The 12,935-nt window shown below is 68.2% G+C and carries 12 protein-coding genes; 7 read left to right on the forward strand and 5 right to left on the reverse strand.

Annotation, left to right across the window (positions count from 1 at the left end):
* Positions 1–286: 286 nt before the first annotated feature.
* The 5 genes from mnmA (at position 287) to ACFX59_RS03145 (ending at position 5,041) form a co-directional block, all read left to right on the forward strand.
* Positions 287–1,384, forward strand: coding sequence for a tRNA 2-thiouridine(34) synthase MnmA (mnmA, locus tag ACFX59_RS03125; RefSeq protein ID WP_387429636.1), 1,098 nt, complete (start codon positions 287–289; stop codon positions 1,382–1,384).
* 15 nt (positions 1,385–1,399) lie between these two features.
* On the forward strand, positions 1,400–1,672 hold the full coding sequence (locus tag ACFX59_RS03130; RefSeq protein WP_307100766.1) for a UvrB/UvrC motif-containing protein: 273 nt from the start codon (positions 1,400–1,402) through the stop codon (positions 1,670–1,672).
* A gap of 123 nt (positions 1,673–1,795) precedes the next feature.
* Positions 1,796–3,040, forward strand: coding sequence for a putative DNA modification/repair radical SAM protein (locus ACFX59_RS03135; protein ID WP_307100769.1), 1,245 nt, complete (start codon positions 1,796–1,798; stop codon positions 3,038–3,040).
* A gap of 67 nt (positions 3,041–3,107) precedes the next feature.
* Positions 3,108–3,593, forward strand: a complete 486-nt coding sequence (locus tag ACFX59_RS03140) for a hemerythrin domain-containing protein (RefSeq protein WP_307100770.1) — start codon at positions 3,108–3,110, stop codon at positions 3,591–3,593.
* 47 nt (positions 3,594–3,640) lie between these two features.
* Positions 3,641–5,041: a UdgX family uracil-DNA binding protein gene (locus tag ACFX59_RS03145; RefSeq protein ID WP_387429537.1), complete on the forward strand. Its 1,401-nt coding sequence runs from the start codon at positions 3,641–3,643 to the stop codon at positions 5,039–5,041.
* Between the two features lie 41 nt (positions 5,042–5,082).
* Here the strand turns inward: ACFX59_RS03145 and ACFX59_RS03150 are convergent, their stop codons facing one another.
* The gene (locus tag ACFX59_RS03150) at positions 5,083–5,880 is read right to left on the reverse strand and encodes an aldo/keto reductase (protein ID WP_387429539.1); all 798 of its coding nucleotides are present in this window, start codon (positions 5,878–5,880) and stop codon (positions 5,083–5,085) included.
* 74 nt (positions 5,881–5,954) lie between these two features.
* Here ACFX59_RS03150 and ACFX59_RS03155 point away from each other — a divergent pair, with 74 nt between their 5' ends.
* Positions 5,955–6,590: a DedA family protein gene (locus tag ACFX59_RS03155; protein ID WP_307100779.1), complete on the forward strand. Its 636-nt coding sequence runs from the start codon at positions 5,955–5,957 to the stop codon at positions 6,588–6,590.
* Here ACFX59_RS03155 and ACFX59_RS03160 read toward each other — a convergent pair.
* Together ACFX59_RS03160 and ACFX59_RS03165 are read right to left on the reverse strand one after the other, a co-directional pair.
* A complete protein-coding gene (locus tag ACFX59_RS03160) occupies positions 6,545–7,960 on the reverse strand; it encodes a hypothetical protein (RefSeq protein ID WP_387429542.1) in 1,416 nt (471 codons plus the stop codon). The genes ACFX59_RS03155 and ACFX59_RS03160 overlap by 46 nt on opposite strands.
* A gap of 62 nt (positions 7,961–8,022) precedes the next feature.
* On the reverse strand, positions 8,023–8,499 hold the full coding sequence (locus ACFX59_RS03165) for an Lrp/AsnC family transcriptional regulator (protein ID WP_387429639.1): 477 nt from the start codon (positions 8,497–8,499) through the stop codon (positions 8,023–8,025).
* Positions 8,500–8,627: 128 nt separating this feature from the next.
* On the opposite strand from ACFX59_RS03165, the gene ACFX59_RS03170 reads away from it, so the two are divergent.
* Positions 8,628–9,692 carry a Glu/Leu/Phe/Val dehydrogenase dimerization domain-containing protein gene (locus ACFX59_RS03170; RefSeq protein WP_309700919.1) on the forward strand — a complete coding sequence of 355 codons (1,065 nt, stop codon included), beginning with the start codon at positions 8,628–8,630 and terminating at the stop codon, positions 9,690–9,692.
* 33 nt (positions 9,693–9,725) lie between these two features.
* On the opposite strand, the gene ACFX59_RS03175 is transcribed toward ACFX59_RS03170, so the two are convergent.
* Entirely contained in the window at positions 9,726–11,723 is a 1,998-nt protein-coding gene (locus tag ACFX59_RS03175) for a biotin carboxylase N-terminal domain-containing protein (protein WP_387429546.1), read from the reverse strand.
* A 183-nt stretch (positions 11,724–11,906) separates the two neighbouring features.
* On the reverse strand, positions 11,907–12,935 hold the full coding sequence (bioB, locus tag ACFX59_RS03180) for a biotin synthase BioB (protein WP_387429549.1): 1,029 nt from the start codon (positions 12,933–12,935) through the stop codon (positions 11,907–11,909).

The following is a 12,935-nucleotide window of genomic DNA, read 5'->3' on the forward strand; positions in this document are numbered from 1 at the left end:
GCCGTATGACTGGCCGCCTGCCGCGCGGTCGCGCCGACCATCAGCACCGCCAGATCGGGCGGCAACACCGTCAGTTCAGTATCCCGATCGAATCTGTTGAAGCTGAGATCCAAAAGCGCCATCCATATTGTGGGTCGGCCCTCCTGTTACTGGACGGGTATGAAAGCCGGGTAAAGGCCCATCGCATTGGCCCCGTTTTTCAGGCCCCTGTCACCCCTTTCCCCATCGGTTGCCCCGATTTTTTGCATGCCCGGCCGGAAAGGCGTATGGGAGCGCGATGGAGCAGATGGTGGATTTCCAGCTTGGGGGCGATCCCCGGGCGCGTCGGATCGTGGTGGCGATGTCGGGCGGGGTCGACAGTTCGGTCGTCGCCGCGCTGGCCCATGCCACGGGGGCCGAGACGATCGGCGTCACCCTCCAGCTCTACGATCATGGCGAGGCGGTCGGCCGCGCCGGGGCCTGTTGCGCAGGCCGCGACATCCGCGACGCGCGCGCGGTGTGCGACCGGCTGGGCATCGCGCATTACGTCTTCGACCATGAGAACAGCTTCCGTACCCAGGTGGTCGATCGCTTCGCCGACGAATATCTGGCCGGGCGCACCCCGATCCCTTGCGTCCAGTGCAATATGGGGCCGAAATTCACCGACCTGCTGGCCCTTGCGCGCGATCTGGGCGCCGACTGCCTGGCGACCGGCCATTATGTCCGCCGGGTCGAAGGCGCGAGCGGCGCGGAGCTGCATCGCGGGGCCGATCCGGCGCGCGACCAGAGCTATTTCCTGTTCGCCACCACCCAGGCCCAGCTGGACTTCCTGCGCTTCCCGCTCGGCGCGCTGCCCAAGTCGCGGGTGCGCGAGATCGCGGCCGAACTGGGCCTCGGCGTCGCGGCCAAGCCCGACAGCCAGGATATCTGCTTCGTCCCCGACGGCGATTATGCGGGCCTGGTCCGCAAGCTGCGCCCCGAGGCCGATACGCGCGGCGACATCGTCGACCTGTCGGGCACCAAGCTGGGCGAGCATCGCGGCCTGATCCACTATACGGTCGGCCAGCGGCGCGGACTGGAGATCGGCGGCAGCCCCGAGCCGCTCTATGTCGTCCGGCTGGAGCCCGACACCCGGCGCGTCGTCGTCGGCCCGCGCGCGGCGCTGGCGGTGGAGGCGGCGCGGCTGAGCGGGATGAACATCCTCGGCCCGCTCGACGGCCCGCTCTTCGCCAAGGTCCGCTCAATGGCCAAGCCGGTGCCCGCGCGCATGGTCGGCGACCGGCTGGTCTTCGACGCGCCCGAATATGGCGTGTCGCCGGGCCAGGCGGCGGTGCTGTACGACGGCGACCGGGTGCTCGGCGGCGGCTGGATCGCCGAGACCGAGGCGGCACGCATCGCCGCCTGACGCGTTTATCGGGTCATGACCGGGCCAAGCATCGAAGACCTCCGCCGCCAGATGGACGCCGCCGCCGAACGCCTCGACTTCGAGGAGGCGCGGGCGCTTCGCGACCGGATCAACCTGCTGCGCGGCGGGGCGGAGGATATCAGCGTCGACACCAGCGGCCTGACCCGCCAGCAGCCCGGCGCGATGGGCCTGGGCACCAGCCAGTCCCGCCCCGAACGCCCCAAAGACTGGGTGCCGCCCAAAAAGCCCGACCCGATGACCAAAGGACGCGGGCGGCGACAGGGTTGAAGGCGGGCGGGGCGGCCGATCCAGCCTGCGCGACATCCGCCTTTAATCCATCAAACCGTCCGCCAACCACCGGATCGCCCGGTTCCGCTTGTCGCGCTGCGCGGGCGAACATATATCGAACACATGGCGCAACTCGACACCCGTGAGAAGCTGGCGATCCTGGCGGATGCCGCGAAATACGATGCCTCCTGCGCCTCGTCGGGCACGTCCAAGCGCAACAGTCGCGACGGCAAGGGGATCGGCTCGACCGAGGGCATGGGCATCTGCCACGCCTATGCGCCCGATGGCCGCTGCATCTCGCTGCTCAAGATCCTGCTGACCAACAGCTGCATCTTCGACTGCCATTATTGCATCAACCGCAAATCCTCCAATGTCCGCCGCGCGCGGTTCACCGCGCAGGAGGTGGTGAACCTCACCCTCGCCTTCTACCGGCGCAATTATATCGAGGGGCTGTTCCTCTCGTCGGGCATCATCAAATCGTCCGACTACACGATGGAGCAGATCGTCGAGGTCGCGCGGAGCCTGCGCGAGGATCATGGCTTTCGCGGCTATATCCATCTGAAGACCATTCCCGACGCCGATCCCGAACTGGTGCGGCTGGCGGGGGTCCATGCCGACCGCGTATCGATCAATGTCGAGCTGCCGACCGTGGGCGGGCTCCGCCGCCTCGCGCCCGAAAAGGACGCCGCTCGGATCGAAGGCGCGATGGCCGATGTGAAGACCGCGATCGAGGACCGGGCGGACGCCTCCAAACGCTACAAGTCCGCCCCCGGCTTCGCGCCCGCCGGCCAGTCGACGCAGATGATCGTCGGCGCCGATGCCGCCACCGACCGCGACATCGTCGGGCGCGCGGCGACGCTCTACGATCGCTTCCGGCTGCGCCGCGTCTATTATTCGGCGTTCAGCCCGATCCCCGACGCCTCGGCCGTCCTGCCGCTCCAGCGCCCGCCGCTGATGCGCGAGCACCGGCTGTACCAGTCCGACTGGCTGATGCGCTTCTACGACTATCGCCCCCATGAGGTGGCCGCCGCCGCCGACGAGGCGACGGGCATGCTGCCGCTGGACATCGATCCCAAGCTCGCCTGGGCGCTCAAATTCCGCCAGCATTTCCCGGTCGATGTGAACCGCGCCCCGCGCGAGATGCTGCTGCGCGTACCGGGGCTGGGGGTGAAGGCGGTGGACCGGATCATCGCCACCCGCCAATGGCGCAGGCTGCGGCTGGAGGATGTCGGGCGGCTGACCGTCTCGATCGCCAAGCTGCGCCCCTTCCTGATCGCCGAGGACTGGCGCCCGGTCGCGCTGGCCGAGCGGGCGGACCTGAAGCCGCTGGTCAAGCCGCGCGGCAAGCAGCTCGAACTCTTCGGCTGAGTGAGAGTGATTCGCGGGTGAAACGCGCGTCGCGTTTCGCCGTTGGTCGCGCGAAGGAGACAAGGCCATGGCCACCGCCGACATCTATGCCGATCTGAAGCGCGACCACGACAAGCAGCGGGAAATGCTCAAGGAACTCGCCGAGTTGAAGGGCGATGGAGCCAAGCGCAAGAAGCTGTTCGAGGCGTTCCGCATCGAAATCCAGAGCCACGCCGCCGCCGAGGAGGAGTCGCTCTATGCGACCATGCTGGGCGAACCCGAACTGCGCGACGATGCCCGCCATTCGGTGTCCGAGCATAAGGAGATCGACGATCTGCTCGGCGAAATGATGGACCTCGACTTCGCCTCGGACGAGTGGGAGTCCAAATTCTTCCACATGCGCCATCGCTATGAGCATCATATCGACGAGGAAGAGGAAGAGATGTTCCCGGCCGCCGAAAAGGAACTGGACGACGCGACCGAAAAGAAGCTCGCCGAAATCTACGAGGAGCGCAAACCCATCGAGGCGAAGGAGGCCAAGGCCAATCCGCCGGGCGGAGACGAGCGCGATTGATCGGGAGCGACCCTCATCCTCCCCGCCACGGGGCGGATTGACGCGCGATGCGCATCATAACCCTTTCTGCCCCCGATGATTTCGACGCGTGGCGGGACGCGGCGCGTGGCCTGATCGCCGACGCCGTGCCGCCCGATCAGGTCGTTTGGCAGGTCGGCGAGCAGACCGCCGACCTGTTCGGCGCCGTCGCGGAGGAGAGGCCGACCAGCCCCGCGCCGCGCTTCACGGTATCGCGCGGCTTTATCGACCTCGCGCGTAGCGTCATCCTGTCGCACGATCCGGAGCGTTTCGCGCTGCTCCACACCGCGCTCGACCGGCTGCGACGGCAACCCCGGCTGATCGAGGATCAGGCCGATCCGCTGGTCCGCCGCCTCGACCGGCTCGCCAAGGCGGTGCGGCGCGACATCCACAAGATGCGCGCCTTCCTGCGCTTCCGCGAGACCGAGGATGACGACGGCCCGCGCTATGTCGCCTGGTTCGAGCCCGAACATCATATCGTGCGCGCCAATGCGGCCTTCTTCGTCAACCGCTTCACGACGATGCGCTGGTCGATCCTGACGCCGGAGGTGTCGCTCCACTGGGACGGCAAGACGCTCGCCGAGGGGCCGGGCGCCAGCAAGGCCGACGCGCCCGAGGGCGATCCGACCGAGGCGGTGTGGAAGACCTATTATGCCAGCATCTTCAACCCCGCCCGCGTGAAGATCGGTGCCATGCTGAAGGAGATGCCGCGCAAATACTGGAAAAACATGCCGGAAACCGCGTTGGTCCCGCAACTGATCGCAGGCGCGCAGGCACGGGAGACGGGCATGATCGACACCGCCAGGGTGGATGTACGGACCGGACGCGGCGGCAATGCGCAGGCGGCCTGGGCGGCGCTGCGCGACGAGGCGATGGGCTGCACCCGCTGCCCGCTCTACGCACCCGCCACCCAGACGGTGTTCGGCGAAGGCCCGGTCGACGCGCCCCTGATGTTCGTCGGCGAGCAGCCGGGCGACCAGGAGGATCTGGCGGGCCGCCCCTTTGTCGGTCCTGCCGGACAGGTGTTCGACCGCGCGGTGGCGGAGGCGGGGATCGACCGCGCGCGGGCCTATGTCACCAACGCGGTCAAGCATTTCAAATTCGAGCCACGCGGCAAGCGGCGTATCCACAGCTCGCCCAATGCGGGGGAGATCCAGGCGTGCCGCTGGTGGGTCGAGCAGGAACGCCTGCTGATCCAGCCACAGGTGACGGTCGCGCTGGGCGCGACGGCGGCGCGCTCGCTGTTCGGCAAGGCGATGACGATCGGACGCGAACGGGGCAAGGCGCTGACCCTGCCCGGTGGCGGAACCGCGTTTATCACCGTCCACCCCAGCTATCTGCTCCGCCTGCCCGATCCGGCGGCGAAGGAGGTGGAATATGCGCGCTTCGTCGAGGATCTGAGGCTGGCGGCGGGGGCGTTGTCGTCCTGACGAAATGCGACCGAACGACGGTCCTTAAAGTCGCGACAGGGTCACATCGTGCGCGGGTCCGGCCCGATCCGCCCCTCGGCATCGTCCAGCGCGTCGATCGCGGCCATGTCCTCGTCGTCCAGCGTCAGTTCGGTCGCGGCGAAATTGTCCGCCATGTGCGCCGCATCCGCCGCCTTGGGAATCACCGACAGGCCATGCGCCAGATGCCAGGCGAGCACCACCTGCGCCGCCGAGCGACCATGTTTGTCCGCAATGGCGACGATCTCGGGCGTCTTCAGCAGTTCGCCGCCCTGCCCCAGCGGGCTCCAGCTCTGGGTCACGATGCCCTTGGCTTGGTGATAGGCGCGCGCCTCGCGCTGCTGGAAGCGGGGGTGGAGCTCGATCTGGTTGACCGCGGGCACCACACCCGTCGCCGCGATGATGCGGTCGAGATGCTCGGGCAGGAAGTTCGACACGCCGATCGACCTGGCCTTGCCCGCCTCGCGAAGCGCGATCAGGCTTTGCCATGCCTCGACATAGGCGTCCTCGGCGGGGACGGGCCAGTGGATCAAATAGAGGTCGACCGCCTCGACGCCGAGCAGCGCCAGGCTCTCGTCCAGCGCCGCTTCGGCATCGCGGTGGCGGTCGTTCCACAGCTTGGTGGTCAGGAACACGTCCGCATCGCGAAGACCGTCGCCCACGCCGCGCTCATTGCCATAAAGGGCGGCGGTGTCGACCAGACGATAGCCGGTATCGAGCCCGCGCCGCACCACCAGCGCGACCTGCGAATCCGGGATCTGATAGGTGCCCAGCCCGATTTGCGGCATGGTGCGATCGTCGTTCAGGGTCAACATCGTCATGCGTCCCAAACCGGCCGCACGCCCATGCGGTTCCGATTGACCCTGCCCCGCCAATCGCGCAAGTCGCTGGCCCCATGGTCGAACAACTTCTTTCCGCACTGGCGAGCTTCGCCATCTGGGTCATCTCGTCGGGCGGCTATCTGGGCATCATGCTGCTGATGGCGATCGAGAGCGCGTGCATTCCGCTGCCCTCCGAGATCATCATGCCCTTTGCGGGCTATCTGGTGTCGACCGGCCAGTTCAACCTCTATCTCGCCGCGACGGCGGGGGCGCTGGGGTGCAATCTGGGTTCGATCGTCGCCTATGAGATCGGCAAGCGCGGCGGGCGGCCGGTCGCGGAGCGCTGGGGCAAGTATCTGCTGATCGGGCCGGGCGAGCTGGACGCGGCGGATCGGTTCTTCGCGCGATATGGCTCGATCGCGGTGATGATCGGGCGGCTGTTGCCGGTGATCCGCACCTTCATCGCCTTTCCGGCGGGGGTGGCGCGGATGCCGCTCGTGCCGTTCCACCTCTATACCTTTCTCGGCAGCTGGCCCTTCTGCCTGGTCCTCGCGATCGTCGGGCGCGAGCTGGGCGAGAAATGGGATTCCGACCCGCGCGTGAAGGCGTTCTTTCACCGGGCCGATCTGGCGATCGGGATCGTCCTGGTCCTGCTGGTCGGCTTCTATGTCTGGCACCGGGTGCGCGGACTGAAGCGCGCGCAGGACTGAACCAGCCACAGGGCGAGCGGGATCGCGACCGCCGCCCATAGATAAAGGCCGTTCCAGCTCGTCCATCCCCACCATTCAGAGGGGATGGTGCGCAGGTCGCCGAAGCGGAACCGCAGCTGGATCACCGCCTGCCACCAGGCCCAGCGATAGCCGGGCGGCGCGAAGATCTCCGCCGCCGCGATGGTCAGGTTGATCGCGACCGAACCGATCAGCAGCACCGCCAGCCCGACGCGCTGCCATCCGGCCCGCGCCATCGCCCAGACGGGTGCCAGCCCCAGCGCCGCCACGCCCGCCAGCGGCATCGCATGGCGCGGCCCGGTGGCATTGCCGCCGTCCCAATAGACATAGGCCGCGTTGACCAGCAGCGCGACGACCGCCACCCCGGCCGCCGCCAGCGCGATCCCGCGCGTCGCCCGCTCCTCCCCCAGCCGCCACAGGCCGACCGGCGCGACCAGCAGCACCGGCGCCACCCAGAACAGCCCGCGCGTCGGCCAGACCAGAATCTCGCGCAGCACCGCCAGGCGCGGCACGGTCAGCCCGAACAGCCCCTGATTCATCCCCTCGAACCCGACCACGCCCGAATAGCCGATGCGGAACAGCGTCCCGAAGGCGAAGAGATTATAGGCGGCAAGCGGCAACAGCCCCGCCGCCCCCGCGACGATCAGCGGCAGCAGCGCCCTGGGCGTCGCGCGATACCTCCACACCGCCCACAGCCCGATGACCGATCCCGCCAGCACCGCCTGATACTCGACCACCACCGCCCAGCCGAGCGCCAGCCCCGCCGCCGCCATCCACCGTCCGCCACCACGCGCGACACCGGCCAGAGCGATGACGAACAACGCCGCGACCGCCGCATGGCCCAGCAAGGTGGTGGAATAACCCCAGATCGGCGTCCCCAGCGCATAGCCCAGCGCCGCGAACAGCGCCGCCCCCGCGCCGCCGGTCAGCGTCAGCGCCAGATCGAACAGCAGCACCGCCGCGATGGCGGTCAGCAGCGCCGATCCGGTCGCCGCCGCCACCCGCGTACGCAGCTTCAGATAGGCGACGAAGCCGGGGTCGACCGAACTCGGTATATGCCGCCCCGCGCGGTCGCCGGTGACGAGGTCGGTGATCGCCACGGCGGGCAAGGCCATCAGGGTCATGCCCGGCGCCTTGTCGAGATAGGCATGGGCGCCGAACTGCGCCTTGTCGATGGTCAGCGGCGCGAAGGGATCGATGGTCGCGGTGCCGTTCTCGACCATGCGGATCGCGGCGAACAGCCGGGTGGCGTTGTTGGGATTGAACTCCCACGACCCGAACCAGGCACAGCTCAGCCAGACCAGCAGGAACAGGCCGATCCGAATCCTCCCCAAGCCCCGCGTCCGCGCCATATCGTCTCCGCCGCCTGTCGTGGCCGGGCGGTATCGGGGCCGCGCGTGTCAGGCAAGCGTCGTTACGATCCAGGCCCGATCGGCAGCGAGGTGGTCGACTTGATCTCCGACAGCGCGACGGTGGAGTTGATTTCCTGCACCCCCGGCAGGTTGGACAGCCGCTCGAAGAACAGCCGTTCATAGGATTCGATATCGGCTGCCACGATGCGCAGCATGAAGTCGACCGACCCCATCAGCACATGGCATTCCATCACCTCGGGCACCTCGCGGATCGCGGCGGCGAATTCGTCCAGATTGGCGCGGCCATGCGCATTGAGCTTCACCTGCGCGAAGATCTGCGCCTTCAGCCCGACCTTGGCCCGGTCGACCAGCGCGACGCGCCGCTTGATGATCCCATCCCGCTCCAGCCGGTCGATCCGGCGCCAGCAGGGCGAGGCCGACAGGCCGACCGCCTCGGCGATGGCGGCGGTGGATAGGCTAGCATCCTCCTGAAGCAAGGCGAGGATGCGGCGTTCCCAGATATCGAGATCGTGCGGCATAATCATTCCGATAAATCGCCTTACTAGGTCAATTCAACCGATCTTTCGTGTCCAAGCCCCCAAGATGGACCAGAAACACTTGGCCGGAGCCGCTAGATTGCTTTCCAACAGATCAAGGGAAGACCAACATGTCGCGCACCGCACCAGACGCCCACAGCCTGCCCCCCGAAGAGGTGGTGTCGTTCCACGACGCCGACACGGGGGCGAGCGGGGTCATCGTCCTCCATTCGACCGCGCTGGGCCCGGCGGCGGGCGGGTGCCGCGCCTGGCATTATGCCAGCGACCGCGCGGCGACCGTCGATGCGCTGCGCCTGGCCGAAGGAATGGCGCTGAAGAATGCGCTGGCCGACCTGCCCTTTGGCGGAGGCAAGGCCGTCATCCGGTTGCCGCAGGGCGATTTCGACCGGGCGGCGCTGTTCCGCGCCTTTGGACGGACGGTGCGCGAGTTGAAGGGACGCTATGTCACCGCCGAGGATGTCGGCACCTCGGTCGAGGATATGGGCATGGTCGCTCGGGAAACGCACCACGTCGCCGGGCTTCCCGCAAGCGGCGGGCGGCCGGGCGGCGATCCCTCGCCCTGGACCGCGCTGGGCGTCGCACAGGCGATGCAGGTCGCGGTCCGGCACCGGCTGGGCGCGGAACTGTCCGACGTGACCGTCGCGGTGCAGGGGCTGGGGCATGTCGGCTATGCGCTGTGCGAATTGCTGCACGAAATGGGTGCGCGGCTGATCGTCGCCGAACCGCGCAGCGAGGTGGCGGCGCGCGCCGCCGATCGCTTCGGCGCGATGGTGATGAGCAGCCGCGCGCTGCTGTCCGCGCGGGTCGATGTGCTGGCGCCTTGCGCGCTGGGGGCGGTGCTCGATGCCGAAACCGTGGCGGGGCTGCGCGCCAGCGTGGTGTGCGGCGCGGCGAACAACCAGCTGGCCAGCGAGGACATGGCCGACCGACTGGCCGAGCGCGACATCCTCTATGCCCCCGACTTCCTGGTCAATGCCGGGGGGATCATTAATGTCGCGGGCGAATATCTCGGCTGGCGCGCGCCCGACGTGCGCAAGCGGGTACAGGGCATCGCGCTGCGGATGGAGGAGACGCTGGCCCGTGCGGCACGCGACGGCGCCACCCCGCATCATGCCGCCCGCGCCATCGCGCAGGACCGCATCGCAAACGCCCCGCGCCAGGCGGTCGCGGCGTGACGATCGGGGGCGTCGACGGCGACGCCCCCGGTATCATTCCAATTCGAGGATGACCGCATCCACCGCCAGGCTGTCGCCGGTCCTGGCGGTGATGGTCTTGACGGTGCCGGTCTTGGCGGCGCGCAGGATGTTTTCCATCTTCATCGCCTCGACCACCGCCAGCGGCTGCCCCGCCTCGACCCTGTCGCCCTCGGCCACGTCGAGGCGGACGAGCAGGCCCGGCATCGGCGCGATCAGGAATTTGGACAGGTCGGGCGGCACCTTCTCGATCAGGTGCCGGGCGTAGGGCGCCGCGCGGGCCGGGAGGACGCGGATAATGTGGCTCGCCCCGCGTGTGGTCAGGCGAAAGCCGGTGCGGGTCCTGGCGATGCGGACGTGGAGGGTTTCGCCCCCCTCGTCCTCGACCGCGATCATCCGGTCGCCGGGTGTATAGGCGATGGCGAGGTCGAGTTCGGCACCATCGACGCTGATCCCATCGGTTGCGACGTGGACCGCATGGTCGACGCCCCCGATCCGCACCGTCCAGTCGGCGGGCGGTTGCAGCCGGTGGCCTAGCTGGCCGTCGATGCGTCGTGCCCGGTCCGCCTCGGCGGTGGCGGCGAAGGCGGCGATGGCGGCGAGGGTGCGGGTCAGATCCGCGCTTGCGGGTGCGCCGTGGAAGCCCTTGGGATATTCCTCGGCGATGAAGCCGGTCGTGAGCGCGCCCGCGCGGAAACGCGGATGCTGCATCAGCGCGGAGACGAAGTCGATATTCGTCCCCGGCCCGACGATCTCGAACGCGTCGAGGGCTGCGATCTGCGCGTCGATCGCGGCTTCGCGGGTGGGGGCCCAGGTGACCAGCTTGGCGATCATGGGGTCGTAGAACATGCTGACCTCGCCGCCCTCGGCGACGCCGTCGTCGACGCGGACGCGGACGTCGTCATCGGCCTGCTCGGCGGGCGGGTTGTAGCGGACCAGCCGCCCGGTCGAGGGCAGGAAGCCGCGATACGGGTCCTCGGCATAGACGCGGTTCTCGATCGCCCAGCCGGTCAGCGTCACATCGTCCTGGCCGAACGCCAGCGGCTCGCCTGCCGCGACGCGGATCATCTGCTCGACCAGATCGAGCCCGGTGATCTCCTCGGTGACGGGATGCTCGACCTGGAGCCGGGTGTTCATCTCAAGGAAGTAGAAGCTCTCACCCGTCGGATCGGCGCCCGAGACGATCAGCTCGACGGTGCCCGCCGAATAATAGCCCACCGCCCGGGCCAGCGCGACCGCCTGCTCGCCCATGGCGCGGCGCATCGCGGGGGTGACGAAGGGCGACGGGGCTTCCTCGACCACCTTCTGGTGGCGGCGCTGGACCGAGCATTCGCGCTCGCCGAGATAGACGATATTGCCGTGCTGGTCGCCCAGCACCTGGATCTCGATATGGCGGGGGGACTCGATGAACTTCTCGATGAAGACGCGGTCGTCGCCGAAGCTGGCCAGCCCCTCGCGCTTGGTCGCCTCGAAGCCCTCGCGCACATCCGCTTCCGACCAGGCGAGTCGCATGCCCTTGCCGCCGCCACCGGCTGACGCCTTCATCATGACGGGAAAGCCGATGTCGGTCGCGATGCGCACCGCCTCCTCGGTATCGGCGATCTCGCCCAGATAGCCGGGGACGACATTGACGCCCGCCGCCTTGGCGAGCTTCTTCGACTCGATCTTGTCGCCCATCGCGGCGATGGCGTTCGGCGGCGGGCCGATAAAGGCGACGCCCGCCTCGGCACAGGCGCGTGCGAAGCTCTCGCGCTCGGACAGGAAGCCGTAGCCGGGATGGATGGCATCCGCGCCCGTCGCCTTGGCGGCCGCGAGGATCAGCTCGGCCTTGAGATAGCTTTCGGCGGCGGGTGCGGGGCCGAGGCGCATCGATTCATCGGCCAGCCGGACATGGGGTGCGCCCGCATCGGCGTCGGAATAGACCGCGACCGTGGCGATGCCCATGGCCCTCGCGGTGCGGATCACCCGGCACGCGATTTCCCCGCGATTGGCGATCAGGATTTTCTGGAACACGGGGTTACCTCTCCTTTTATGTCGTTGGTCCGTGTCGCCTGTTCCCCGGCGAAGGCCGGGGAACAGTTTCCAAGACGCTGATGGCGCGCCGTGCCGCCTCGGGGGGAGGCCTCTGCCACGCGCCATCGATGGTTCACTGCCACTGGGTCCCGGCCTTCGCCGGGAAACAGGGCGGTGGAAGCCTCACTCCGCCGCTTCCAATTCCACCTTGCACTCCGCCGCCATGGGGGTGAGCCCCAGCCGGGCGAAGAGTGCGGCATCCTTGTCGTCGCCCGCATTGCCCGCGGTCAGCAGCTTGTCGCCGGTGAAGATCGAATTGGCCCCCGCCAGGAAGCACAAGGCCTGGGTCGCATCCGACATGCTCTCGCGCCCCGCCGACAGCCGGACCATCGAATGCGGCATGGTGATACGCGCGACCGCAACGGTGCGAACGAATTCGATATCGTCGATCTTGGCGAGCGGCGTGTCGGCCAGCATATCGCCCAGGACCGTGCCCTTGACCGGCACCAGCGCGTTCACCGGCACGCTGCCCGGATGCACCGGCAGGGTGGCGAGCGCATGGATGAAGCCGACCCGGTCGCCGCGCGTCTCGCCCATGCCGACGATGCCGCCGCAACACACGTTGATGCCGGCATCGCGGACATGCTCCAGCGTCTCCAACCGCTCGCCGAAGCTGCGCGTGGTGATGACGTCGCCATAACGCTCGGGCGAGGTGTCGATATTGTGGTTGTAATAGTCGAGCCCCGCCTCGGCCAGCGTCTGCGCCTGTGCATCGGTGAGCATGCCCAGCGTCATGCAGGTTTCCATGCCCATGGCGCGCACGCCCTTCACCATCTCGACGATGGCGGGCATGTCGCGGTCCTTGGGATTGCGCCAGGCCGCGCCCATGCAGAAGCGCGTCGAACCGTGATCCTTGGCCTGCGCCGCCGCCTGTAGCACGGCGCGCGGGTCCATCAGCTTGGTCGCCTTCAGACCGGTATCGGCATGCGCCGACTGGCTGCAATAGCCGCAATCCTCGGGGCAGCCGCCGGTCTTGATCGACAGCAGCGTCGACAACTGAACCTGATCGGCGGCATGATGCGCGCGGTGGACCTCGGCCGCGCGGAACAGCAGCTCGGTGAAGGGCAGGTCGAACAGTGCGGCGATCTCGGCGCGGGTCCAGTCGGTGCGCGGGGTTGCCATCTCGGCGCTCAGCGCGGTGGTCGTCGTCAT

The organism is Sphingomonas sp. NCPPB 2930, assembly GCF_042867205.1.
Lineage (GTDB): Bacteria > Pseudomonadota > Alphaproteobacteria > Sphingomonadales > Sphingomonadaceae > Sphingomonas.

Excerpts from the sequence above, each read along its gene's own strand:
- mnmA (WP_387429636.1), top strand. The coding sequence starts at position 287 with ATGGTGGATTTCCAGCTTGGGGGCGATCCCCGGGCGCGTCGGATCGTG.
- ACFX59_RS03130 (WP_307100766.1), top strand. The coding sequence starts at position 1,400 with ATGACCGGGCCAAGCATCGAAGACCTCCGCCGCCAGATGGACGCCGCC.
- ACFX59_RS03135 (WP_307100769.1), top strand. The coding sequence starts at position 1,796 with ATGGCGCAACTCGACACCCGTGAGAAGCTGGCGATCCTGGCGGATGCC.
- ACFX59_RS03140 (WP_307100770.1), top strand. The coding sequence starts at position 3,108 with ATGGCCACCGCCGACATCTATGCCGATCTGAAGCGCGACCACGACAAG.
- ACFX59_RS03145 (WP_387429537.1), top strand. The coding sequence starts at position 3,641 with ATGCGCATCATAACCCTTTCTGCCCCCGATGATTTCGACGCGTGGCGG.
- ACFX59_RS03150 (WP_387429539.1), bottom strand. The coding sequence starts at position 5,880 with ATGACGATGTTGACCCTGAACGACGATCGCACCATGCCGCAAATCGGG.
- ACFX59_RS03155 (WP_307100779.1), top strand. The coding sequence starts at position 5,955 with ATGGTCGAACAACTTCTTTCCGCACTGGCGAGCTTCGCCATCTGGGTC.
- ACFX59_RS03160 (WP_387429542.1), bottom strand. The coding sequence starts at position 7,960 with ATGGCGCGGACGCGGGGCTTGGGGAGGATTCGGATCGGCCTGTTCCTG.
- ACFX59_RS03165 (WP_387429639.1), bottom strand. The coding sequence starts at position 8,499 with ATGCCGCACGATCTCGATATCTGGGAACGCCGCATCCTCGCCTTGCTT.
- ACFX59_RS03170 (WP_309700919.1), top strand. The coding sequence starts at position 8,628 with ATGTCGCGCACCGCACCAGACGCCCACAGCCTGCCCCCCGAAGAGGTG.
- bioB (WP_387429549.1), bottom strand. The coding sequence starts at position 12,935 with ATGACGACGACCACCGCGCTGAGCGCCGAGATGGCAACCCCGCGCACC.